This is a genomic window from Kitasatospora sp. NPDC005748 (assembly GCF_040630735.1).
Taxonomy (GTDB): Bacteria; Actinomycetota; Actinomycetes; order Streptomycetales; family Streptomycetaceae; genus Kitasatospora.
The window spans coordinates 104,577-120,959 of sequence record NZ_JBEXYD010000017.1; the positions used below are offsets into that span (position 1 = coordinate 104,577).

The window sequence follows — 16,383 nt, forward strand, 5'->3', positions numbered from 1 at the left end:
GGCGTCGTAAGCGCCGGCCGGGGCCTTTGTGTTGGTGCAGGCACTGTGGGTGCTGCATTGCTCTCACTGTAGGGGTCCCCTACAGTGATGGCAAGCGGCCCACCGAGAGAAGGGGCCGAAGTGGGCGATGAGGAGGTGCAACAGGTGGCCGAAGCCCTCGACGCGGTCGAGAGAATCGAAGACCTGGAGGAGCGGGTCCGGGCCAAGAGCCGGATCATGGCGGACCAGGTACGGCGCAACCGGGAGTGGGCACAGGAGCGCAAGGAGCTGATCGAGCGGCTAAGCGGCGAGGGCCAGTCCTACCGCGAGATCGCCGCCCGCCTGGGCATCAAGCTGAGCACGGTGCAGGACGTCTTCCGCGGCTACACCGGGTCGGGCACGACGCGCCCGAAGAAGGCCACCGCCGAGCCGCCAGCTACCTGATGCGCCCTCGCGCATCACGGCCCCGTCCGATGTCTCGGGCGGGGCCGTTGTCATGCCGCTGACCTGCGGCGCATCAGGTGCGCACCATCGCGCATCAGGGGCGCATCACGCCGCGGCGAGTTCGGCGAGGCGCTGGTCGACGAGGGCGGCGTGCTGGTCGCCGGTGAGCTCGGCGCGGCACGCGGGGTTGGTGCACTGGCGGATGCCGTCGGTCCTCTCCCCGACGGTCAGCAGGTCGCAGCACGGGCAGACGGTGCGGACCGGTCGGGGCGGGGCGGGGGTCCAGCCGGTGATGCCGGTGAGGTGACGGTGGAGCTGGCTGATCTCGTCGGCGAGGTCGCGGGCGTACAGGCGGTCGGCGGCGAAGTCGAGGTGCAGCAGGAGGTAGCCGACGGCGAGGCTGACGTCGGCCTCCTGCCAGCCGAGCGGGTGGAGCATGCGGCTGCCGGGGTAGAACCAGCCGGTCCAGTCGTTGGCGGCCTGTCGGTCGGCGATGACGACGCGGGCCCAGCTGGCGAGCAGGTCGAGGCCGGGCGTCGGGTCCTGGTCGCCGTGCTGGTCGTGGACGGCGGCCGCGGTGGGGCCGATCGCGGAGAGCACGTCGAGCCGGCACGGGAGGGGTGCGGTGCGGGTGGCGCCGGAGACGCGGGCCCCGCGCCGGCCGGAGCCGGGCTGCAAGGCGAGGTGCGCGAGGACGATGAGCTCGGGCATCTGGCCGAGCTGGGTGCGGAGGCGGTCGACGGCGGGGGTGGGGAGCATGTCCGGTCTCCTGACGGTGCTGGGCGGTATGGTGATCGGACTGTGTGGGGCGTCCCTGGCCGTGGTGGGTGTGGGGGCGCCCCTTCGCCGTGCTCGGGGGTCAGGGGATGATGTGGTTGGCCCGGGCGGCGGTGAGCCACTGCGCGTACTCGCGCGTTATGCCGTCGTAGAGTTCGGTGTCGCTGACCTGCGCGGGTCGCGCGGCGTGGAAGAAGCTCGCGTTGTCGACGGCCCGACCGCCCAGGGTGTCGAGGCGCTCCAGGAAGTTGACGCGGCCTCCGAAGCCGACGAACGCCCAGAAGATCGGCAGGCGGCTGGCATCGCGTAGGGCTTGCTCGGCGGCGGCTCGGCTGTCGGGCTCGCCGTCGGTCTGGAAGATCACGAGGGCGGGTGCTGTGGCGCCGGACTGCCGGTAGTGGTGGACGATCGAGGCGAGTGCGGCCGCGTAGTTGGTGCTGCCCCAGTTTGCGCGCTGGTGTTCGCGCTCGACGACGCCCGCGTAGTTCGTGAGGTCGAGATTGATGGGGCTGCTGGCGTGACTGCTGAACATGATCATGGGGACGTTGCCGTCGTCGTCGAGGTTGGCGCTGAGGCCGAGGGCCTGTTCGGCGAGGCGCTGGACGTCGCCGCTGGCGTAGTGGCCGACCATGCTGCCGGAGTGGTCGAGGACGAGGTAGACGGCGGCGCGCTCGTTGTTGAGGCCGTGCTTGGTGAGGCTGACACTGGCGGTCTTGACGAGGTTGACGATGTTGCCGGGCTGCGGGGCGGGGGTGGTCTTGCGGCTGAACAGGTTCATGACTGGTCTCCTCAGGGCTGGTAGTCGGCGAGGTCGCGGATGACGTCGTGGATGGGCCGGGTGGGGATGGCGTCGGGGAGGTCGACGCAGCCGTCGAGGAACTCCTCCCGCTCCTCGGGGGAGGCCAGTTCCCACCAGGTCTCCCATTCGGTGGAGGCGCTCACGGCCGGGCCTCGGCCGCCTGGTGGTCGCGTGCGACGTGCCGGTCGTACGAGCGACGGGCGGCCGCGGCGCTGGCGTGGTCGAGGCTGAACCAGCCCTCGCAGCCCGACGCGGCGCCTTCGCAGGACCAGTACCAGCCGGGGTGCTGCGGGTCGGTGGACTGGCCGATGACGCTGTCGAACTGGGGGTCGACAAGGCACTGGCCGTCGTACGTGTGCCCGCCGTCGCAGTCCGGCCCGCAGGTGGCGACCGTAGTGCTGGTGGTGGCCTCCGCCGTGTCCGCCGGACCGGCGACGGCGGCCAGCGCGGCCTCGCGCGCCTTGTGATCGGTCGCCCACTCCTGCGCGTCGTCCTCGTTGCCGATGTTGTCGACGCCGGCGGTGCACGACGGGCAGGAGACGTTCCACTCCCCGTCGTCCTCCCAAACGTTGCAGTCGTGGGCGGCCTGCGACACGGCGGCCGCCGTGCTGGTGGTGGCCCCGCCGAGGAGCCGTCGGAGGTCGCCGGTCACGTGCGAGCAGCAGAGGCCATCCTGGTCACGGCCAGCAACGGCCCGAACGGCGGCGATGCGGGCCTCAGCCTGCTCGGCGCGGGTGGCTGCCTCGCAGGCCTCGATGCGGAGCGGCCAGCCTTCGGTGAGCCAGGTCGGGGCCACACCGTGGTCGGTCCAGCCGCAGTGTCGCTGCCCGATCTCGTAGCCGTGCCGGGCCCACGAGCGCGCCTCGTCGCGCTGCTCGACGAGTTCGGCGACCTGGGTGCGGCGTTGGCCGAGCTCGGTCTCGGCGTCGGCGAGCTGCTGCACCAACTGCTGGTGGTAGCCGCCGGACGGTGCCCGCCGGAGGGCGGCGGCGGTGCCGGCAAGGGACGCGCGGAGTTGGCGGACGCCGGCGCGGAGGGCGGCGTTCTCGTCGGGGGTGAGTCGGCGGCGGCCGGCGGCGTCGACGAGGTGGTCGAGCTGCTCGGCGGACGGCGGAGGCGTGCGGGTCACGGGGTGGTCCTTCCTACGCGGGCGAGGGCGCGGCGGCCGCGGCGGGTGAGCGGCGGTTCGGTGGCGGTGGTGGTGGCGAGGTGGCGGACGATGATGGCGAAGTCGGCGCGTACCGCGGCGGGGTCGCGTGGCACGTAGGCCTGGCGGCGGTGGGTGGCGCGGTGGACGTTGCGGAGCATCCACAGGCCGGTGAGGGTGGCAGTGCTGCAGGCGGTGAGGATGGGCCAGGGGCTCAATGTCGGCCTCCGGGTGGGTGGGTGAAGGGCGAGGAGGATGGTGCCGGAGCCGGCGACCAGGAGGCCGCCGGCCACGACGAACAGGTGCGGGGTCGTCACCCGCCGTCCTGGCCGAGCACCGCGCGGGCCAGGGCCAGGGCGGCCTCGTACTCGCCGCCGATGTAGACCGCGGCCTGCGCGTCGTCGAGGACCACCGCGATCAGCTCGCGGAGGCTCTCGTCGATGCGGGGGTCGCCGACGCGGATGAGGCGGGCGGCGGCGGCGAGCTGCTGGTCGGGCATCACGGTGGGTCTCCTTCGGGGTGGGGCCTGCCGCCCGGGGACGGCAGGCCGGCGGGCGAACGATCAGCTACGGTTCGGGACCTCGACAACGGAGCGGTACGACTTGGACCAGCGGCGCCCGGGTCCACGGCCCCGGAGTTGCCAGACGCGGGTGTCGTTGAAGCCGGGCTCCTCCTGCCACTCGGTCTCGTAGCCGTCCGGCATGTAGCGGGTGTGGTCGGCCACAATGGCCTGTTGTGCGGCGCTGAGGTCTTGGTAGGCGGCGGTGGGTCGGTCGCTGCTCATGGCGATGTAGACGGTGGCCACGGTGGTCTCCTTCAGGGTGGGGCCGCCCGGTGACGGGCGGCAGACGGGCGTCAGCTGGTCGGGGTGCGGGCGGCATCTCGCGGCGGGCAGTTGGCCTTGTGGCCGGCGACGAGCCGAATGAACTCGCGCTCGGTGGCGGCGGTGACGGCGACGAAGCAGCGGCCGCAGGTGAACTCGGCGACGTCCCAGCCCTGCTGCTCGGCCGGGGGCGGGGTGGCGGTCACTGGTCGACCCCGGCGGCACGGGCGCGGACGGTCTTCGCGGCCTCGCGGACCATGGCGGCCGAGCCGGGGCCGATGCCGGACGCCTTGCCGTAGTACTCGGCCACGGCGGCTTCGACCTGATCGGCGATCCGGTCGAGTTCGCTGGCGGCCTCGGTGAGCACCTGGGCGCGGTGGTCGTCGATCAGCCGCTCGATGCGGGCGCGGCCGTCGGCGTGCTCGGGTGCGGCCGGGTCCTCTCCCTGGAGGAGTTCGGCGAGGAGGGTGTCTCGGGCGGTGGTCATGGCGGGTCTCCGTGGTGGGCGTGTGTGGCGTGGCGGGCGGCCGGTGGGTGCTGGCCGCCCGGGGCGGGTCAGGCGTTGATCTCGGCGTTCAGCCGGTCGGCCATGTCGTTGGCGGCGTAGCGGCTGCCCATTCGGGCCTCCGGCTTGCCGGTGGAGGTGTCAACCACGGCGAAGCCGAGACGAACGGGCTCGACCACGTAGCGGGGGCCGTCGTCGGCTGTCTCGGGCGCTGCGGGCACCGTCTCAACCGTGGTGGTCACCGTTTCGGCAAGAACCCGGTAGATGCGCTCCTTGGGCCCGTGCGTGGCCTGGTACTCGCACTCGCGTCGGGCGTCGGAAGCGGTGGTCTCGCCCAGCATCATGATGTTGGACCAGTAGTGCCCCCCGTCCGCGCTGAACTGCGGCCGGTAGATGGTTCGCGTGGTGGTCGTCGTCTCGGGCTGGACGACCGTCTCGGCCTCCCCGGCCGCCTCGACCGGGGCAGCGCCGTAGACCTCGAACGACTCGCAGGGCTGGAGCGGCTGCATGGAACGCTCGACGCGAGCGAGGTGGGCGTTCCATCGGGTCTCGCAGCTCTTGCAGAGGCGCCCGGAGACGTCCTCGGCGACGTGCAGGCGGGCGTCGGCCTCGCGGGTGATGGTGCTGCGGCACGCGGCGACGAGTCGGCCGTTGGCGGCCGTCTTGAGCATGGCGTGGGCCAGGGTGCCGGTGTTGCTGTAGGCCCAGACGGCGTTCTCGTTGGTGGCGGTTTCCATGGCGGTCTCCTTCGTGGGTGCTGCTCCGGCCTTATGAGAACTATGTTGGCCAACTCTGTTTGCATTGTCAACTCACTTGGCCCATCGAGTTGGCCAACTGATGTGTCACAATCCCTCGCATGGACACCACAGCCCTCGACACCGCAGCCCAGCGATACCGAGACGCCGAAGCCGCCCTCGAAGCCGCCCGCAAGGACCTCCAGGCCGAGGCGGTCACCGCCCTCCGTGCCGGCGCCAAGCAGGTCGACGTCGTCCGCATCACCGGCTGGTCCCGCGAGTACCTCCGCAAGCTGAAGGACTCAGCCGACAAGCGCGACACCGAGTCCTGACCCGCCCCGCCCCGCAGCCGCCGGCCGACGCCGCGCGGCGCTTCGTGCTGTCCGGGTTCGATCGGCTGGCGCATGACGAGCTCCTCTCGGCGTGGCGTGGCGTGGCGGGGTGTCAGGGGCTCGTGCGGGCGTGGGGTGGCCCTCGGGTGCGGGGCGGGCCTGCCGGACGGTCAGGCGGGCTGTGGGGCCTCGGGGTGGCCTGTCAGCAGCCGGGGCAGGTGGCGCGGAGGCAGGTGGGGCAGTACTCGGGTTCGCGGTCGGTGTCGTCGCAGTCGCAGTCCTCGGCGCGCTGGCGGAGCCGCTTGTTCTCGGCGTCCAGTTCCCGGACCCGGGCGAGCAGGGCGGGGATGTCCTGCCGGGCTCGGGTGGCCTGGTGCTCCGGGGTGAACACCTCGTCACCGTTCTCGATGGCCGACTTGCAGGGCCACCGGGTGGTCCAGCCGTCGCCCCAACAGACCGCGCACACCCACGAGTGCGGGACGGCGTTGCCCTCCCAGGCCGGGATGTGGAAGCGAGCGGGGAGTGCGGCCTTCTGCTCGTTGGTGAGATCGGCGAGGTCTTCATAGTCGGGCGCATCGGGGGCCGGCAGAAGGACCGCGCGTCGGGCGCACGCGGGGTGCTCGGTCGGCTGGCCGGCGAGGGCGAGCCGCCAGCAGGTGCCGCAGGCGGCCGGGTCGGCGATCTCGTGGTGGCGCGTCTCAACCACGTCGAGGTCGAGGGGTGCGGCGGGCTGGGTCATCACGACTCCTGGTCGGACACGTAGTTGGTGATCGTCGGGTAGAGGTCGGGGAAGGTGATGCAGGCGTCCACGACGGTGATGAGGGCCTGCCGGTCGCCGGGGTACTTCAGGTCGTGGTGGCGCACGCCCTGCACCCAGCCCATGACGGCCGCCTCTTTGACCAGCAGGCGCTCCCGCTCGGTGAGGCCGAAGAGGAGGTCGGCGACGGCGTCCAGGCGGGCGGCCTCCCGCTGCGCGAAGTAGGCGACCAGGCCATCAGGGAGGCCGGCCTGGGGCTGGTTCATCGGCTGGTCTCCTCGGTGCGCAGGTCGATGTGTTCCAAGGAGATGCCGCCCGCGTAGCCGTCGACCATGACCACCGGCTCGGGGCCGAGGTTCCAGGCGCGGCTACGGGTGCGGGTCTCCAGGCGCGGGTAGTCGGTCGCCCCGATCTCGGCGGCGTACGCCGGGTTGATACCGGGGTAGGCGGTGACGGGCGTGCCGGGCGGGTAGCGGTCGTTCCATTGCTCGGCGGTCAGGTGCTGGGTCATGGCGGTCCTCAGGAGGTCGGGGCGGCGGTTAGTGGCGCTCGGCTACTCGACGCCGTCGCGGGCCCACTGGGCGATCTGCTCGCCGGTCGGCTCGGTCCAGTAGGTGACGCCGTGCGGGCAGGTCAGGCCGGGCTTGGTGTACGGGCCGGCGATGAGCGGCGGCGTCGTGCTGACGGTGATCTCGGTGGGCTGGTTACCGCAGACGGTGGCCCAGCGGTCGCGGAGGGTCTGCTCGCACTCGTGCTGGAACAGGCTGGTCATCGGGTTCTCCTAGGCGGGCGGGTTGACGAGGTCGAGGAGCACGTCGGCGTGGCAGGGCTGGCTGAGCGCGCACCGGCAGACGAGGTCGTGGCCGGCGAGTTCGGCGCGGGCGTCGGCGACGGTCAGCGCGGGCCCGGGGTAGGTCCACAGCCGCAGTCGAGCGGTGGGCGCGGTGAGGGCCTGCCGGTACACCTCGATGCACTCGGCGCGGGTCATGTACCGCACGTGGTGGCTGGTGATCCGGCCGTCCGCGTGCTTGTACGGGTGGTGGTAGTCCGGGGCGCTGATGCGGGTCTCCAGTTCCCATTCGGCGCCGTCGAGGGCGGGGACGCGGGCGAGGGCGTCGCGGGTGCGCCACCGCCACGGGGTGGCCCAGCGGCTGCCGGGGCCGACGTAGATGGCGTTTTCGGGGACGCGCCAGCCGCGGACGGCGGGGCGGTGGAGGCGGACGGGCATCGGGGTCTCCTAGGCGGCGGGGCGGGTGTGTTGGTGGACGAGCCAGGTGTCGGCGCGGGTGGGGTGGCTGCCGCCGGCGACGGGGCGGCCGGTGGTGCGGCCGAGGCAGGGTGTGCCGGGCTTGGCGCGGCAGGTGGGGACGGGGCAGGGGATGGCCCATTCGGCGGGGCGGGTGCCGTGGCGGCGCAGGCCCTCGGGCATCGGGGCGCCCATCACGCGGCGCCCTTCGCGACCTTGGCCGCGTCCACCCGGGTGCCGTGGTAGCCGGCCATGCGCCGCCCGGACGGGGTCTTGCACGGCTTGTGGACTGCGGCCCGGCAGTTCGGGTTGGGGCAGGCGATGTCCAGGGCGCTGCGGATCCGGGTCGCGGGGGGCTCCCACGCCTCGGGCACGTTGTGGCCGACGGAGGCGGTCAGTTCGAGGACGGGCCGGGGCGATCCGGCGTGGGTCAACGCGGGCGGCCGGTAGCCGTCGAGGGTGTCGGCGATCTGGGCGCGCAGGTTGCGGGTGAACTGGCGGCTGGTCTCGTTCGGGTCGGGCTCGTACTGGAAGTAGTCCAGCCGGCCAGCCCGGGCGTGTCGGACCTCTTCGATGATCTCGGCCGGGGCGATGAACGGCTGACGGCGGCCAAGCTCGATCGCTGCCTGCTTGCACGCCTGGAGGTCGTAGTCCTGGAGGAGGTCGTACCAGGCGTCGGGGGTGTACTCGTCGAACTTCTGCTGGGGGCAGAGGGCCCGGACGTAGCGGGCCAGGATGACGGCTTCGTCCTCGTTCACGAGATGCCTTTCTGCTGCATGCGGTTCTGTGCGCGGGCCATCGCCCGGTCGAACATGTCGTCGGTCTCCTGCTGCTGGCGGCTCTTGGGCTGCATGGGCAGGACGTTGGGGTCCACGGGAGTGGGGATGGCTCTCCAGCCGGGGTAGAAGAAGCGGCTGGAGAAGGGGCCGCGTTGGGCGGATTGGGCGGCTTGGACGGCGAAGCGGACCATGACCGGGATGCCGAGCCGCTTGACGTCGTTCTCCAGCAGCAGCCGGTCGTCGCCGAGGAACTTCCAGGGCAGGTTGATGCCGCTGGCGCTCATCGCGGTCTGGAGCTGGGCGAGCCAGGAAGGCTCGGCGGGTACGACCTCGGCGGCGGCCTCGGGCTCCCAGATGGCGGGGAGGTTGGGCACGGGCGCCGGGTAGTGGTGGTTCTCTGACGGTTCTGTTTGTGGGTTCTTTATGGTTCGGGCGGCGTTGAGTGCGTGACGGCCGTCGTTGAAGTGCGTGACATCGACCCCTGTCACGTCGTCTGAGTGCGTGACGTCCGGACGCAGAGTGCGTGACATCGGCGAAGTCACGTCGTCTGAGTGCGTGACCGTCACAGGCGCAGAGTGCGTGACACCCTTCGCGCGAGACTTCCGCTTCCGCTCCGCCGCCGCCTCCCGAAGGCTCTCCTCCTCGGCCTCCAGCAGCAGCCAGTCGGACTCCGGCCGCCGCAGGTGAAGCGCCAGCCGGTACTCGGTGCAGCCCCGCACTACGCCCTCGGCGACGATCAGCTTCGCGTCCTCCAGCCGGCGCAGGGCCCGCTGGACGGTCCGCCGGTCGAACCCGGTGCGGTACTGCAGCCGCAGGACGGAGGGGCGGGCCCCGCCGCCGTCCTTGTGGGCGTGCTCGGCGAGCGCCTGGAGGACATGCCGGGACGTCGTGTCCAACTTGCCCTTCTCGGTCAGCAGCATGGGCGCGTCGTCCATGGCCCACTTCACTGCCTCGGTGCTCAACGGGTCGCCTCTCGATGGTGGTGAGGGTGGTTGGTGGCCTGGGGCGGGGGACGGACACCCCGCCCCAGGCGGTCAGGCGGCGGTCAGTCGCAGGTGCAGCGAGAGCTCATGCCCGAGACGTAGGCGCACATCGGGCCCGCGTGGCCGCCGTTCGGCAGCCAGCCGGGGTCGGGCTCCGGGTGCGCGCAGTTGCCGAAGTGACCGTGGCAGTCCTCGACGATGCGCAAGAGCTCGACGCGGTCGGCGGCGTTGGCCAGCAGGCGCCCCTTCGCGATGTCGGTGCTTGCGGTCCAGTCGGTGAGGTCGGCCAGGTCGAGGGCGGCGCTGTGCGCGTCGTCGGCGGTGCGGAAGCGGGCGACCTGCAGGCCGCCGTGGTGGCCGATCCGCCACCGGCAGGGCGCTCCGACATCGACGCTGGCCGGCTGCTCGTAGACGTACAGGCCGGGGGTCGCGGGCTCGGCCTGGACGGTCACAGGGCCGTCCTCGGCGAGGATGGTGTACTCCACCGTGGTGCTCATCGTGGGCGCTCCAGGGGTGTCGATGGTGGTTCGTCTCGTCCGGCCTGTGCGGCCGGGGTGTGGCGCTCGCATCGGGCGCCACAGGGGTAGGGCCGGGCGGGCTGCCCGCAGTACTCGCGCACCGCGGGCAGCTGCTGCTGGCAGGTCACCCGGCGATCGGCGGGACCGGGGTCCGTTGCCGTGAGTAGGCCCGGCTCACGTAGGCCCAGGACACGCCCAGCCGCTCAGCGATCGCCTCGCGGGAGAGACCCTGACGAGCCAGCTCGGCGGCGTCCTCGACGATCGCCTCGTCCCGCCTGACCTGCTCCCCGTACTGGGGCATCGCCGTTGGGTCGTCGATGTCGTCCCAGACGGCTGCCGGGTGCCAGCCCCGACGAGCCGCATACCGCCGGGTCTTGAGCGCGATGTGCGGCGGCACCCCGTGGTCCTCGGGCCGCTGGTCCCACATCTCCAGGTAGACCCGGCGGATCTGGTTGGCGGTCCGCAGGTAGACCTTTCCGCTGCCGCACTGGCGGAGGAGGTGCGTGATGTTGGTGCTGGTGAAGCCGAGCCGGGCCGCGACTGCGGTGGCCGGCCATCCGGCCGCCGCGAGGGCCTGAACCCGCCGCCACGTGCCGACGGCATCCGTCTTCGCCCGGCTGATCACCACGCCACTCACCGCGGTCGGGATGGGGACCGCAAGGATGGCTTCCTCGGTTGCCCGCATGATGACGGCGGTAGTGACGGCCGCCTTGTACATGGCGTCCGGGCTGATGCCGGCAGATGCCATGATCGAAGCGTCGTCCATGCCAGCCATCCGAAGCGCCTGGATGTGCTCGGCGGCGCGTCGAGCGGACCGCCGGTTGGTCTCCCCCCGGTGCCGCTTGTGGCGCAGGGCCTTCGTGTACCGGCTGCGACCGGCCTTGCAGGCGTCGCATCGGCAACCACGTCCGTACCGGCGCGGGTCGCCATGCGGCATAGCCTCGGTGGGAACGGCGGTTCGGGTCACGACTCCACCCCCTGCCGGGGCCGGATCGGCCACGAGCCGTCGACGACCGCGGTCGGGTCGGTACGCCGCTTGTGCGCCTGCTTGGCCGCCGCACGCCCGGCCGCCCAGACGGTCTGCTGCTCGTGGACCTCGGGCAGGGACATGGCCCGCAGCTCCGGGTAGTCGGACACGATCCGCCACGTCACCGCAGCAGCGGCGACAGCGTCGGCGTCCGCCCGGTGCGGCGTCAGGTGCTCGACCTCGTAGTGCTGGCACAGGCCGACCAGCGACCGTGACCCCTCACGGGCACGGTCCAGGCCCCAGTCCAGCACCAGCGGATCCAGCACCCAGACCCGGTGGCCGGGCTCGCGCTGGGGCCAGGAACGGCCGTTGCGGCAGAGCTCACGGTCCAGCAGGGTCAGGTCGAACGGGGCGTTCGCCACCACGAGCGGGATGCCCTCGTAGGGCAGCTCGGCGAGCTCCAAGGCCAGGACGCTCACAACTTCGCTGACCGGCCGGCCGTACTGGTGGGCCACCTTGCTGGCGATCCCGTGGATCTTCGTCGCCTCGACGGGGATGTCCTGCCGGCCCGCGTCCGCGAGCCACGTCCTCGTCTCGACCACCACGCCGCGAAGAACCCGCGCCAGCGCGGCGCTCACGATGCGGTCCGTCTCCACTCCCAGGCCCGTGGTCTCCGCGTCCAGGCTGGCCCACTCCCGCAGGAACCAGGGGGCGCTCACTCCGCACCCCCGGCCCGCGCGACCTGCGGCCACTCGGTGGCCTGCTGCGGCGCTGCGGCGATCTCCTCGGCGGTGACGCGCGGGGCCGGGAACTCCTCGTCCGCCCGCACCTCGCCGCGCTGGATCGACTGGAAGACCACGTGCAGCTGAGCGGCATCGTGCTCCGTCCACTTTTCCGACGGGCGGCCCAGCTTCTGTTCCAACTGGTCCACCGAGATGCCGATGCCGTCGAACGCTCGAATGGCATCGGCGATCCGCTGAGCCAGCGGCCGGCCACCCCCGTTCTTCAACGTCTGGGTGCACAGCGCCTTGGCCTCTTCGACGAACCACGGCGGGAGGATCGCGAAGATCGCCTCACGCACCCTGCGCGCACCGTTGTTCGCGTTCGACTCGTAGATGTCACGCATGTCGGTGAGCTGCTTCGCGCCGTCCTTCGTGTCCCTGCGGTGGGGCACGATGAAAGTGGACGAGTTCCGGGAGTTCTTCTCCACGTCCCAGGCGAACGCCTGCATCTCGGACTGGCCGTACTCGTCGTCCCGGCGCATCTCGACCAGCCCGTACTGGATGTTGCCCCAGCATCGGGCCAGCTCCCGGGCGAGGTGGACGCTGGCACCGGTGACAGCCGACCCTCCCCGGCTGTACCGGTAGAACGCCCGCTCGGCGAGGAACTGCTGCTTGCACGACTGACGCATCTCGGCGACCGCAGCCTGGATGTTGCGGGGGCACTGCTGGGCGACGATGATCGCCGCCTGCACCTCAGCGACCGCCCGGGACTGCTCGACCGCGGTGCCCTGCCCGATCCGGGCCGGCGCCTTCGGCATGTACTGCTCGACGGGGTTGTTCACTGGTTCTCCTGCTTCTCGGCCCACGGGGGCAGGGAGACGGTCTCGACGCGGTCGGAGTAGCCGGGCCACTGCCCGGTGGCGGTGCACTGCTGGTAGGTGGCGACCGCCTCGCGGTTGCGGCGCCGGCCGGCGCGGATCGCCACCGGGTCGAGCTGCACCACGGAGATCAAGTACGGCGCGGTCTTCTCCTGGAAGACGAAGACCATGACGGCCTCCTCGACGCCGAGCACGGCCCGAACCCCGTCGATGTACCAGGGGTCCTGCTGGTAGTAGCCGTAGTCGTAGACCGACTTCTCGATCGACCGCGGGTCAGCGGACACCGTGGTCTTGTAGTCCGGGACGATCAGCCGGCCACCCGTCGGGTGCGGCAGCCAGTCCAGACGGGCCCGCCGCCACACGGCCGTCGCCTGGTCCACCCAGAACAGCGACTGCTCCGGCAGGCCCGAGCCGGGCGCGAACAGGCGGGACGCCACGGGGTGCCGGCGGATCGCCGCAGCCATCGCGTGGACCTGGTCCCACTCGGCGGGCTTCAGCGGGATCGCGCCCCGCTCACGAGCCTCGGCGACCTTCGCCTTCACGGCGGCGGTCCGCCACTCGTCGGCGTTGATCCGAACCAGCTCTGGGCCGGCGCCGAGTACCTGCATGTGCGCGGCGGTCCCGAAGTCGAACGCCTTCTTCGGCGCCCTGCCGTGGGTCCGCTCATGCTGGAACCGGGCCGGGCACGACGGGGCCAGCAGACGACGGGCCCCCGTCGAGGAGAGGGAGCCGCCCGGAACCGGGTCGGCGTGATACTCCTCGTTGGTCATCTCGTAGACGCCCGGCCGGTCGACGATCGGCCCGGCCGCCGGGGCCGTGAAGGCCCCGGCCGGCGAGGTGATGGTCATCGCGACGCCACCGCCCCCGCGTCGAGCATCGCGATCTCCTCCGGCGTGCCGGTGGTGTTGCCGATCAAGATGGCCGCCCGGCGGGCGACGGGGTTCTCCGCGCTCACAGGGCACCGTCCTTTGCGATCAGCACGCCGAGCCACGGCAACACCGACTGCTTGTCGTGCGGCAGGTACGCCCCGATCTCCGGGTTGGCCTCCGCCGTCGCGGCAGCGAGTGCGAGCGTCGCGTGCACCTGGGCGACAGTGGCGATCGCCACGGCGTCGACGCTGTCCGAGTGGCGCTTGACCAACTGGGCCAGCCGCTCCGCCTCGCGGTAGTGCTCCGGGCCCGTCACAGCGCACCGTCCGTCGCGTTCGGGTTGTGCTTGTGGAGCGGGTAGCCGCAGCCGCACGGGCACAAGCCCCGCAGCGCCGCGACCACCAGGACCGCCGCGGCCTGCACCGAACGGGCAGGCTGCGTCACCGTGCCGATCACCGCGTCCGCCGTACCGTCCGCGTGCTCCGCCACCACCCCCGCCCGCAGATCGGACGGGGTCAGCAGCGCCCAGTACCGGCCGCCGGCGCTCACGCCCGGCGACACCCACAGCAGCTCGCCGTCGATCTCGATGTCCGCCACTGCCGTCACCTGCGCCAGATCCGTCGTCGCCATCACGCCGCTCCCTCGCCGGTCAGCCGCCACAGCAGGCTGTCGATCGTCTGCGTCATGCGGCCCCAGATCGCGGCCGCCTCCGGCGCCGACAGGAACGGACCGGTGCCGCGCATCAGCGCGTCCGCCTCGGCGTGCACCTCGCGCGCCCGGCCGACGAGCCCGAGCAGGCCGGCAGCCTCCGCCTCCTGCAACGTCATCACCCGCGGGGCGCTCACGCGGCACCGCCCGCGATGCTCAGCTGGGCCGGCGCCTGCGGGAACTGGGCCGCGTAGTAGCGGTCCCACGTCTCCTCGAACACCGGCAGCGCGGCGTACGTCCACGCCACGGTCTCGCGCACCGACCCGCGGGCCGTGTCCTCGGTCCGGGTGCCCGGCCGCACTCCGTGCTCGGCCTCGTACAGCGCCATCGCGCGCCGGCCGAACCACGACTGGACGGACAGGATGTCGCCGCGCTTCAGGCCCTTGCCCTTCAGGAAGTCCGGCACGTACAGCGGCCGGTCCTCCGGGGCGATCTCCGGCTCCTCACCGAGCGCCCGCGCCGCGACGTGCCGGGCCTTCAACTCCAGCCACGATGCGTCGACGATCCCGCCGGCCGCCGCCAGCACCCGCATCTGCAGGGCCGCCAGCTCTGCCCGGTCCACCGCCTCACTGCGGGCCGCGACCGTCGCCGACTCCTCGACGTTCAGCAGGTACTCCCGCACCCGGTGCGCGATCTCGCTACCCGTCAGCAGCTGGCCGACGTTCAGGATCGTCCGCCTGGTGAAGAGGGCCGTGTGGCGGGCCGGCGGGAGCGTAAGGTCCCCGAGGGACCTAACGAACTCGGCCCGCTCGGCACCGGTCAGGACGCGGTAGCCGTTCTCGGCGAGCTCGGCCCGGTGGTCCTTCACCAGCGACTTGATGGTCTCCGCGCCGACCTCGTAGAAGCCGGCCACCAGCTCGGTGGTGGCGTGCACGCCGTCCGGGAGCAACGAGAGTGCCTTCACCTTCGTGAGGACGTCCGTGCGCTCGACCGTCGCGGCCCGCATCGTGCGGGACTCGGTCAACACCTGCTCGGTGTTCTCTGCCAAGATGGACATAGTCCACCTCTCTTTCGTGTGAGTTCAGTGCTGGTGGGCGAGGGCCTTCATCGGGTGCATCCGGTGGGGGCCCGACCCATGTCGGGGGCGACTCAGGCGGTGCGACGCCCGCGGGGGGCACGGCCCGGCTTGAGGTCGAGGAGCGTGGCCGGCACCGACGTGACGGCCGACTCGGCGTTCGGGCGCACGGTGAACTTGGCCCGGATCTCCTCTGCAAGCTCCGGCGAGAAGCGGACGTAGTGCCCGAACTCGATGCGCGGCAGCTTGGCCTTGTTCTTCTGGAGCCAGGAGACCGGGACGCCGATCTGCCGGGACAGCCAGGCGTAGTCGTACTTCTCGACGTCGCTCACTGCGATACCTCCTGAGCGTCGGCGGTTGTGCCTACGGCGCGTTCGGCGGGCACCCAGAGGACGAGCAGGTCCACTCCGATGCGGCCGGAGATGGCGGAGGCGACCTCGAACGAAGCCGTCTTCTGGTCTCCGGTCAGCAACTCGCCGACGTGGCTCGGGTGGACTTCAGCGGCCTCGGCGAGGCCGCGGATGCTGGTACGGGCGCCGTCCCCGGTGCGACGCATGAGGGTGCGCAGCAGGTCAGGGTCGTGCAGTTGGAACCGAGGGACTGTCACCAATCCTCCTGCGATGAATCATCCCGGTGTGGCGATGAAGGAAGCATCGCACATCGGGGACGATGTGTCTATCGCGCTGAGATGGCAAGTTCATCGGTGTCGAGATATGGCTGGTCCATGCCATTCATCCCCACTGCGCCCTGTTGTGCGCCTCCCCCGGTGATGGACAATGCGTCCCCGTGGGGCAACATGTCCCCATGCCCACCTGGGCACCTTTTGACGTCTCTTGGCACACAGGTAGACATGCGGGCGAATGGGAGTACGGAATGATGGTGGCCATGGTGGAGAAGACGCGGGACGCCCTGTCCCGGCTGGTGAAGGAGCAGCGCGCCAAGCTGGGGCTCAGCCTCGCGCAGCTCGTCGATAGGTCCGGGGATCAGGACCTGAACGCGTCGTGGGTGAACCGCCTGGAGCTGGGGCAGCTGCGAGAGGTCCCGAGGCAGGGGCGGCTAGAGTCTCTCGCCCGCGGCCTGGAGCTGCCGTTCCAGATCGTGGCGCGTGCAGCCGCGAGGCAATTCATGGGTGTGGAGTCCGAGGAGCCCGAGTGGTCCACCGATGGCACCGTGCAGGTCGTGGTAGCCCGGATGGGTGAACTGGACGAGGCCGGCAGGCGCAACCTTGCTGAGCTCGCGGACCTCTTCGCGAAGCAGTACATGCGCAAGGACGAGTAGAGACTGTCAGGAGCAAAACCTTCCGGTACTACCGTCTGTCAGTCCGACACGGCATGATGTGTTGCTCCACCTGGGGACACTGCGCTCACGGCGGGCACACGAATGCCAACTCGCACATCCAGT

32 protein-coding genes are annotated in these 16,383 nt (G+C 71.5%); 3 read left to right on the forward strand and 29 right to left on the reverse strand.

All coding sequences use genetic code 11. From position 1 onward, the window contains the following. Positions 1 to 144: 144 nt before the first annotated feature. Positions 145 to 423 carry a helix-turn-helix domain-containing protein gene (locus ABZ495_RS15885; protein WP_359836338.1) on the forward strand — a complete coding sequence of 93 codons (279 nt, stop codon included), beginning with the start codon at positions 145 to 147 and terminating at the stop codon, positions 421 to 423. A gap of 105 nt (positions 424 to 528) precedes the next feature. Here ABZ495_RS15885 and ABZ495_RS15890 read toward each other — a convergent pair whose 3' ends face one another. The 10 genes from ABZ495_RS15890 to ABZ495_RS15935 all read right to left on the reverse strand — a co-directional run bounded on the left by ABZ495_RS15890 (position 529) and on the right by ABZ495_RS15935 (position 5,211). Then, a complete protein-coding gene (locus ABZ495_RS15890) occupies positions 529 to 1,182 on the reverse strand; it encodes a hypothetical protein (RefSeq protein WP_359836340.1) in 654 nt (217 codons plus the stop codon). A 100-nt stretch (positions 1,183 to 1,282) separates the two neighbouring features. Continuing rightward, positions 1,283 to 1,978, reverse strand: a complete 696-nt coding sequence (locus ABZ495_RS15895; protein WP_359836342.1) for a VWA domain-containing protein — start codon at positions 1,976 to 1,978, stop codon at positions 1,283 to 1,285. A gap of 11 nt (positions 1,979 to 1,989) precedes the next feature. Then, positions 1,990 to 2,142, reverse strand: coding sequence for a hypothetical protein (locus tag ABZ495_RS15900; protein WP_359836345.1), 153 nt, complete (start codon positions 2,140 to 2,142; stop codon positions 1,990 to 1,992). Continuing rightward, positions 2,139 to 3,128, reverse strand: a complete 990-nt coding sequence (locus ABZ495_RS15905) for a hypothetical protein (protein ID WP_359836346.1) — start codon at positions 3,126 to 3,128, stop codon at positions 2,139 to 2,141. Before ABZ495_RS15905 ends, ABZ495_RS15900 begins: the two co-directional genes overlap by 4 nt. Beyond that, a complete protein-coding gene (locus ABZ495_RS15910) occupies positions 3,125 to 3,463 on the reverse strand; it encodes a hypothetical protein (protein ID WP_359836348.1) in 339 nt (112 codons plus the stop codon). Before ABZ495_RS15910 ends, ABZ495_RS15905 begins: the two co-directional genes overlap by 4 nt. Beyond that, positions 3,460 to 3,645, reverse strand: a complete 186-nt coding sequence (locus tag ABZ495_RS15915) for a hypothetical protein (RefSeq protein ID WP_359836350.1) — start codon at positions 3,643 to 3,645, stop codon at positions 3,460 to 3,462. Before ABZ495_RS15915 ends, ABZ495_RS15910 begins: the two co-directional genes overlap by 4 nt. A 63-nt stretch (positions 3,646 to 3,708) precedes the next feature. Further along, the gene (locus ABZ495_RS15920; RefSeq protein WP_359836353.1) at positions 3,709 to 3,951 is read right to left on the reverse strand and encodes a hypothetical protein; all 243 of its coding nucleotides are present in this window, start codon (positions 3,949 to 3,951) and stop codon (positions 3,709 to 3,711) included. 50 nt (positions 3,952 to 4,001) lie between these two features. Continuing rightward, on the reverse strand, positions 4,002 to 4,175 hold the full coding sequence (locus ABZ495_RS15925; protein ID WP_359836355.1) for a hypothetical protein: 174 nt from the start codon (positions 4,173 to 4,175) through the stop codon (positions 4,002 to 4,004). Beyond that, positions 4,172 to 4,456: a hypothetical protein gene (locus ABZ495_RS15930; protein WP_359836357.1), complete on the reverse strand. Its 285-nt coding sequence runs from the start codon at positions 4,454 to 4,456 to the stop codon at positions 4,172 to 4,174. The genes ABZ495_RS15925 and ABZ495_RS15930 overlap by 4 nt, the downstream gene beginning before the upstream one ends. A gap of 68 nt (positions 4,457 to 4,524) precedes the next feature. Continuing rightward, the gene (locus tag ABZ495_RS15935; RefSeq protein ID WP_359836359.1) at positions 4,525 to 5,211 is read right to left on the reverse strand and encodes a hypothetical protein; all 687 of its coding nucleotides are present in this window, start codon (positions 5,209 to 5,211) and stop codon (positions 4,525 to 4,527) included. 119 nt (positions 5,212 to 5,330) lie between these two features. Here ABZ495_RS15935 and ABZ495_RS15940 point away from each other — a divergent pair, with 119 nt between their 5' ends. Next, on the forward strand, positions 5,331 to 5,540 hold the full coding sequence (locus ABZ495_RS15940; protein WP_359836361.1) for a hypothetical protein: 210 nt from the start codon (positions 5,331 to 5,333) through the stop codon (positions 5,538 to 5,540). A gap of 202 nt (positions 5,541 to 5,742) precedes the next feature. On the opposite strand, the gene ABZ495_RS15945 is transcribed toward ABZ495_RS15940, so the two are convergent. The 19 genes from ABZ495_RS15945 to ABZ495_RS16035 all read right to left on the reverse strand — a co-directional run bounded on the left by ABZ495_RS15945 (position 5,743) and on the right by ABZ495_RS16035 (position 15,589). Further along, positions 5,743 to 6,279 (reverse strand): hypothetical protein, encoded by a 537-nt coding sequence (locus ABZ495_RS15945; RefSeq protein WP_359836363.1) that lies wholly within the window; start codon positions 6,277 to 6,279, stop codon positions 5,743 to 5,745. Next, positions 6,279 to 6,563: a hypothetical protein gene (locus ABZ495_RS15950; protein WP_359836365.1), complete on the reverse strand. Its 285-nt coding sequence runs from the start codon at positions 6,561 to 6,563 to the stop codon at positions 6,279 to 6,281. The genes ABZ495_RS15945 and ABZ495_RS15950 overlap by 1 nt, the downstream gene beginning before the upstream one ends. Then, complete coding sequence (locus tag ABZ495_RS15955; RefSeq protein ID WP_359836367.1) at positions 6,560 to 6,808, reverse strand: hypothetical protein; 249 nt, start codon at positions 6,806 to 6,808, stop codon at positions 6,560 to 6,562. The genes ABZ495_RS15950 and ABZ495_RS15955 overlap by 4 nt, the downstream gene beginning before the upstream one ends. A 42-nt stretch (positions 6,809 to 6,850) precedes the next feature. After that, complete coding sequence (locus ABZ495_RS15960) at positions 6,851 to 7,069, reverse strand: hypothetical protein (RefSeq protein WP_359836369.1); 219 nt, start codon at positions 7,067 to 7,069, stop codon at positions 6,851 to 6,853. Between the two features lie 9 nt (positions 7,070 to 7,078). After that, complete coding sequence (locus ABZ495_RS15965) at positions 7,079 to 7,525, reverse strand: DUF4326 domain-containing protein (protein ID WP_359836371.1); 447 nt, start codon at positions 7,523 to 7,525, stop codon at positions 7,079 to 7,081. A 9-nt stretch (positions 7,526 to 7,534) separates the two neighbouring features. Beyond that, positions 7,535 to 7,738, reverse strand: a complete 204-nt coding sequence (locus ABZ495_RS15970; protein ID WP_359836374.1) for a hypothetical protein — start codon at positions 7,736 to 7,738, stop codon at positions 7,535 to 7,537. After that, positions 7,738 to 8,301, reverse strand: coding sequence for a hypothetical protein (locus ABZ495_RS15975; RefSeq protein ID WP_359836375.1), 564 nt, complete (start codon positions 8,299 to 8,301; stop codon positions 7,738 to 7,740). The genes ABZ495_RS15970 and ABZ495_RS15975 overlap by 1 nt, the downstream gene beginning before the upstream one ends. Further along, complete coding sequence (locus tag ABZ495_RS15980) at positions 8,298 to 9,257, reverse strand: helix-turn-helix domain-containing protein (RefSeq protein WP_359836377.1); 960 nt, start codon at positions 9,255 to 9,257, stop codon at positions 8,298 to 8,300. The genes ABZ495_RS15975 and ABZ495_RS15980 overlap by 4 nt, the downstream gene beginning before the upstream one ends. 110 nt (positions 9,258 to 9,367) lie before the next feature. Beyond that, a complete protein-coding gene (locus tag ABZ495_RS15985; RefSeq protein WP_359836379.1) occupies positions 9,368 to 9,802 on the reverse strand; it encodes a hypothetical protein in 435 nt (144 codons plus the stop codon). A 145-nt stretch (positions 9,803 to 9,947) separates the two neighbouring features. Next, entirely contained in the window at positions 9,948 to 10,589 is a 642-nt protein-coding gene (locus ABZ495_RS15990; protein ID WP_359836381.1) for a hypothetical protein, read from the reverse strand. 197 nt (positions 10,590 to 10,786) lie between these two features. After that, positions 10,787 to 11,509, reverse strand: coding sequence for an exonuclease domain-containing protein (locus ABZ495_RS15995; RefSeq protein ID WP_359836383.1), 723 nt, complete (start codon positions 11,507 to 11,509; stop codon positions 10,787 to 10,789). Continuing rightward, positions 11,506 to 12,354 carry a hypothetical protein gene (locus ABZ495_RS16000; protein ID WP_359836385.1) on the reverse strand — a complete coding sequence of 283 codons (849 nt, stop codon included), beginning with the start codon at positions 12,352 to 12,354 and terminating at the stop codon, positions 11,506 to 11,508. The genes ABZ495_RS15995 and ABZ495_RS16000 overlap by 4 nt, the downstream gene beginning before the upstream one ends. Next, a complete protein-coding gene (locus ABZ495_RS16005) occupies positions 12,351 to 13,238 on the reverse strand; it encodes a PD-(D/E)XK nuclease-like domain-containing protein (protein ID WP_359836387.1) in 888 nt (295 codons plus the stop codon). The genes ABZ495_RS16000 and ABZ495_RS16005 overlap by 4 nt, the downstream gene beginning before the upstream one ends. A gap of 103 nt (positions 13,239 to 13,341) precedes the next feature. Next, positions 13,342 to 13,575 (reverse strand): hypothetical protein, encoded by a 234-nt coding sequence (locus tag ABZ495_RS16010; protein WP_359836389.1) that lies wholly within the window; start codon positions 13,573 to 13,575, stop codon positions 13,342 to 13,344. Beyond that, positions 13,572 to 13,889: a hypothetical protein gene (locus ABZ495_RS16015; RefSeq protein ID WP_359836391.1), complete on the reverse strand. Its 318-nt coding sequence runs from the start codon at positions 13,887 to 13,889 to the stop codon at positions 13,572 to 13,574. Before ABZ495_RS16015 ends, ABZ495_RS16010 begins: the two co-directional genes overlap by 4 nt. Next, complete coding sequence (locus tag ABZ495_RS16020) at positions 13,889 to 14,086, reverse strand: hypothetical protein (protein ID WP_359836393.1); 198 nt, start codon at positions 14,084 to 14,086, stop codon at positions 13,889 to 13,891. The genes ABZ495_RS16015 and ABZ495_RS16020 overlap by 1 nt, the downstream gene beginning before the upstream one ends. Positions 14,087 to 14,100: 14 nt before the next feature. Beyond that, positions 14,101 to 14,964, reverse strand: coding sequence for a hypothetical protein (locus tag ABZ495_RS16025; RefSeq protein WP_359836395.1), 864 nt, complete (start codon positions 14,962 to 14,964; stop codon positions 14,101 to 14,103). Between the two features lie 92 nt (positions 14,965 to 15,056). Next, positions 15,057 to 15,314: a hypothetical protein gene (locus ABZ495_RS16030; RefSeq protein WP_359836396.1), complete on the reverse strand. Its 258-nt coding sequence runs from the start codon at positions 15,312 to 15,314 to the stop codon at positions 15,057 to 15,059. After that, a complete protein-coding gene (locus ABZ495_RS16035; protein ID WP_359836398.1) occupies positions 15,311 to 15,589 on the reverse strand; it encodes an XRE family transcriptional regulator in 279 nt (92 codons plus the stop codon). The genes ABZ495_RS16030 and ABZ495_RS16035 overlap by 4 nt, the downstream gene beginning before the upstream one ends. A gap of 278 nt (positions 15,590 to 15,867) precedes the next feature. Between ABZ495_RS16035 and ABZ495_RS16040 the strand changes: the two genes are divergently transcribed. Then, on the forward strand, positions 15,868 to 16,260 hold the full coding sequence (locus tag ABZ495_RS16040; protein ID WP_359836399.1) for a hypothetical protein: 393 nt from the start codon (positions 15,868 to 15,870) through the stop codon (positions 16,258 to 16,260). Positions 16,261 to 16,383 lie beyond the last annotated feature (123 nt).

Excerpts from the sequence above, each read along its gene's own strand:
- ABZ495_RS15930 (WP_359836357.1), bottom strand. The coding sequence starts at position 4,456 with ATGACCACCGCCCGAGACACCCTCCTCGCCGAACTCCTCCAGGGAGAG.
- ABZ495_RS15890 (WP_359836340.1), bottom strand. The coding sequence starts at position 1,182 with ATGCTCCCCACCCCCGCCGTCGACCGCCTCCGCACCCAGCTCGGCCAG.
- ABZ495_RS15940 (WP_359836361.1), top strand. The coding sequence starts at position 5,331 with ATGGACACCACAGCCCTCGACACCGCAGCCCAGCGATACCGAGACGCC.
- ABZ495_RS15990 (WP_359836381.1), bottom strand. The coding sequence starts at position 10,589 with ATGGACGACGCTTCGATCATGGCATCTGCCGGCATCAGCCCGGACGCC.
- ABZ495_RS15895 (WP_359836342.1), bottom strand. The coding sequence starts at position 1,978 with ATGAACCTGTTCAGCCGCAAGACCACCCCCGCCCCGCAGCCCGGCAAC.
- ABZ495_RS15965 (WP_359836371.1), bottom strand. The coding sequence starts at position 7,525 with ATGCCCGTCCGCCTCCACCGCCCCGCCGTCCGCGGCTGGCGCGTCCCC.
- ABZ495_RS16020 (WP_359836393.1), bottom strand. The coding sequence starts at position 14,086 with ATGACGTTGCAGGAGGCGGAGGCTGCCGGCCTGCTCGGGCTCGTCGGC.
- ABZ495_RS15970 (WP_359836374.1), bottom strand. The coding sequence starts at position 7,738 with ATGGGCGCCCCGATGCCCGAGGGCCTGCGCCGCCACGGCACCCGCCCC.
- ABZ495_RS15915 (WP_359836350.1), bottom strand. The coding sequence starts at position 3,645 with ATGCCCGACCAGCAGCTCGCCGCCGCCGCCCGCCTCATCCGCGTCGGC.
- ABZ495_RS15935 (WP_359836359.1), bottom strand. The coding sequence starts at position 5,211 with ATGGAAACCGCCACCAACGAGAACGCCGTCTGGGCCTACAGCAACACC.
- ABZ495_RS16015 (WP_359836391.1), bottom strand. The coding sequence starts at position 13,889 with ATGGCGACGACGGATCTGGCGCAGGTGACGGCAGTGGCGGACATCGAG.
- ABZ495_RS15985 (WP_359836379.1), bottom strand. The coding sequence starts at position 9,802 with ATGAGCACCACGGTGGAGTACACCATCCTCGCCGAGGACGGCCCTGTG.
- ABZ495_RS15955 (WP_359836367.1), bottom strand. The coding sequence starts at position 6,808 with ATGACCCAGCACCTGACCGCCGAGCAATGGAACGACCGCTACCCGCCC.
- ABZ495_RS16025 (WP_359836395.1), bottom strand. The coding sequence starts at position 14,964 with ATGTCCATCTTGGCAGAGAACACCGAGCAGGTGTTGACCGAGTCCCGC.
- ABZ495_RS15945 (WP_359836363.1), bottom strand. The coding sequence starts at position 6,279 with ATGACCCAGCCCGCCGCACCCCTCGACCTCGACGTGGTTGAGACGCGC.
- ABZ495_RS16040 (WP_359836399.1), top strand. The coding sequence starts at position 15,868 with ATGGTGGAGAAGACGCGGGACGCCCTGTCCCGGCTGGTGAAGGAGCAG.
- ABZ495_RS16005 (WP_359836387.1), bottom strand. The coding sequence starts at position 13,238 with ATGACCATCACCTCGCCGGCCGGGGCCTTCACGGCCCCGGCGGCCGGG.
- ABZ495_RS15950 (WP_359836365.1), bottom strand. The coding sequence starts at position 6,563 with ATGAACCAGCCCCAGGCCGGCCTCCCTGATGGCCTGGTCGCCTACTTC.
- ABZ495_RS15960 (WP_359836369.1), bottom strand. The coding sequence starts at position 7,069 with ATGACCAGCCTGTTCCAGCACGAGTGCGAGCAGACCCTCCGCGACCGC.
- ABZ495_RS15980 (WP_359836377.1), bottom strand. The coding sequence starts at position 9,257 with ATGGACGACGCGCCCATGCTGCTGACCGAGAAGGGCAAGTTGGACACG.